Annotated in this window: 4 protein-coding genes; 2 read left to right on the top strand and 2 right to left on the bottom strand. The window is 51.0% G+C overall.

Annotation, left to right across the window (positions count from 1 at the left end; all coding sequences use genetic code 11):
- Nucleotides 1–193 (top strand): hypothetical protein (locus H6F43_RS21945; RefSeq protein ID WP_206754528.1); only part of this gene is annotated, 193 nt, incomplete at its 5' end.
- Between the two features lie 122 nt (nucleotides 194–315).
- The gene (locus H6F43_RS01590) at nucleotides 316–762 is read left to right on the top strand and encodes a Fur family transcriptional regulator (protein WP_190340271.1); all 447 of its coding nucleotides are present in this window, start codon (nucleotides 316–318) and stop codon (nucleotides 760–762) included.
- Nucleotides 763–800: 38 nt separating this feature from the next.
- Here H6F43_RS01590 and H6F43_RS01585 read toward each other — a convergent pair whose 3' ends face one another.
- Complete coding sequence (locus H6F43_RS01585; protein ID WP_190340270.1) at nucleotides 801–1,901, bottom strand: ATP-binding protein; 1,101 nt, start codon at nucleotides 1,899–1,901, stop codon at nucleotides 801–803.
- 268 nt (nucleotides 1,902–2,169) lie between these two features.
- Nucleotides 2,170–2,811: AraC family transcriptional regulator (locus H6F43_RS01580; protein ID WP_190340269.1), on the bottom strand; the 642-nt coding region annotated here is incomplete at its 5' end.

Genomic DNA, 2,811 nt, shown 5'->3' with positions numbered 1-2,811 from the left:
GATCGAGCGAAGGGACACACGCAACGAAAAAACGGTCATAATTTCCGGGACTGATGGTAACGTTTCTACCTTCATTTTGAAGCAAGTGGGACGCGACGGAGTTCTAAGTTCTAAGGGAATCATCCGTCTTTCTCTAGCTCGATACGTTCACCAACTCAGAACAGCGTCTCAACACATTCCTGCTGAAAGCTAGCTCCTGTCTTTGATTGCTACGATTAACAAGTAAGGTAAAGTTGTAGCGAGTTTGTTTTAGCGTGTGATAGAACTATAGCTAGGGAACGTTCTCAGCGATACATCTATTAAAAGAGAGTTTTTATGCAAAGCGATGTAGTAGCTTCCAAACCAATTCGATCTCTTGAGGATGCGCTCGATCGCTGCCAGACTCTAGGAATGCGCTTAAGTCGCCAGCGTCGCTTCATCCTAGAACTGCTGTGGCAGGAGAGAGAGCACCTGTCTGCAAGGGAAATCTACGATCGGCTCAACCGCCAAGGCAAAGATATTGGGCACACTTCGGTTTATCAAAACCTAGAAGCGCTGTCGGGTCAAGGCATTATTGAATGTATTGAGCGATCGGACGGTCGGCTGTATGGCAACGTCAGCGACTCGCACAGCCACGTGAACTGTGTAGACACGAATCAGATTCTTGATGTGCATGTAGAGCTGCCCGCGTCGCTGATTGAGCAAATTGAGCAGCAAACGGGTGTGCGCATTACTGACTACCACATCAATTTCTACGGCTACCGCAACGCGCCGCAGGGTTAATTGACCTTTGCCAGGTTTACCACCGACTAACCGCGCAGCTACTGGTACTTCAGCGTAACTGTAAACGTGGTGCCAATGTCGATCGCGCTCTCTACAGCGATCGTGCCTTGGTGCGTTTTGACGCACTGCTGAACGATGGATAGTCCTAAGCCCGTTCCTGGAATAGAACCCACGTTGCTGCCCCGTTGGAATGGCTCAAACAGCTTGCTATGATCGACGGCAGCAATCCCGATACCGCGATCGTGAATCTGCAAGGTGACGGTTTGCGGTTCCCAGATCAACTCGAGTCGGACTTCGCCGCCTTGAGGTGAATATTTAATCGCATTCGAGAGTAGATTAGTCAGAATGTAGCGGAGCAGCTTTTCATCAAATCGGTAAAGCGTCCTTGTCTCAGGTGGGCAACCGCTAACCTGAAAGACTAAGGTGTGCTCTGGCGTCACAAGCTGAAATTCGTTGACCAACTCACGGCAGAACTCGCTGAGGTCGAGCGGCATCAGACGACAAGTCAGCTCACCCGCTTCCACTTCACTCAGAATCAGAATCTCGTCTAGAAGTTGATTTATGACTTCTACCGCTGTTCTAGCCCGCCGGATACAGCGATGTCGTCTGTCTTGCTCAAGCGGTATATCGTCTCGTTCCAGCAGGTCAAGCGTGAACTGAATGGCACTTAGCGGATTGCGCAACTCATGGGAAACAATTGTCATCAGCCGCGATTTGAGCTCTTTGAGTTCGCGCTCTCGCTGGAGGGATTTTTGGATAGTGGACTCCGCAGCATGACGGGAAAGCGCAATTTCGACTGCGGTACTCAAGCTTTGAAAATCAAAGGGTTTGACAACATAGCCAAACGGCTGCGTTGCTTTGGCTTGCTCTAGCGTTGCAGCATCTGCATGGGCGGTGACGTACACTATGGGCAGGTTGAAGCGCGATTGCAGCTGCGTCGCTGCCGTGATCCCATCCATCTCACCGCGTATGCGTATATCCATCAACACCAAATCTAACTGGGTCTTTGCAGCAATGTCGAATGCGGCGTCAGCAGAGTTTGCCAGTTGAACGTTATAGCCGAGAGTGACCAATTGACGCTTCATGTCCAGCGCGATCACATGCTCATCCTCAACAATCAGGATGTTCACATAAGCCATCCTGCCAAATCCCTCGATCGTGGACGTAGTTATTCTCTGCCTTAAGTATAACTCGCAGCTTAGCGACTTGCTTCTAAGGGACTGTAAAGCGCTTTAGGCTTTTCTAGGTTAACTACAGTAGCGATCTTAGCCAGAAAAGTAGCTCTCCTCTGTACTGAATTCAGTAGTCATCGGTGGGTGGGGAGTTTGCGCTTGTAGAAGGCTTCATTCGGAGTTTGCAATACTCGCTGCCCGAGGACCAGGCTACAGAATTGCAAACGCTCGATCCTCAACGATTTGCGCGTCGCCACTCTGTGGGAGAGATGCCATACATTCGGCGAAATAAGCGAATGAACCCGCTTACGTCTCGATACCCAATTTGTGCCGCGATCGCAGTCAATGGTTGATTCGTCTGCAACAACAGCCGTCGGGCTTCTGCAATGCGCCACTCCGCAATCCATGCCATTAGCGTTCGACCTGTAAGGCGGCGAACCTTCGTCGTCAAATAGCTGGGAGATCTTCCCACGGCTCGTGCCACATCTGCTGTAGAAATGGGTTCAGCGTAACGCGCTTCGATCACCCGAAACACCTCAGCCAAAAGAGGGTGTGCCTGAAAAGGAGGACTGCCATTTGCGGTTAGACGGGCAATTTTGACCAAAATCAGCGTCAGGTAAGCCTTTGCTGCTTCCTGATAGCCCGGTTGCTGCTGCTGTAGCTCGCTCTCCAACGCCTGAAGATGCTGAACCAATGTCGATCGCTCCTGCCGTGCAACATTGATGTGGCTCGATCGTCCATTGCTGGGTTGAGCAAACGGCATCAGCAACGGATTGCTGGACCAAGCCACCTGCGAACTGCTGCTAGATGCCAAGGTAGTTGAGCGGCTAGGTTCGCCGAAGACATCGATCGTAAACTGCACTACCCACCGTTTTGC

Origin of the sequence: Leptolyngbya sp. FACHB-36 (assembly GCF_014695955.1) — a bacterium.
GTDB lineage: Bacteria > Cyanobacteriota > Cyanobacteriia > Leptolyngbyales > Leptolyngbyaceae > FACHB-36.
Note: the sequence above shows the minus strand (reverse complement) of the source record. Positions and strands in the feature narration are given on the sequence as shown.

Bases quoted from the DNA above. Each gene is read 5' to 3' on its own strand.
- H6F43_RS01590 (WP_190340271.1), top strand. From the start codon at position 316: ATGCAAAGCGATGTAGTAGCTTCCAAACCAATTCGATCTCTTGAGGAT.
- H6F43_RS01585 (WP_190340270.1), bottom strand. From the start codon at position 1,901: ATGGCTTATGTGAACATCCTGATTGTTGAGGATGAGCATGTGATCGCG.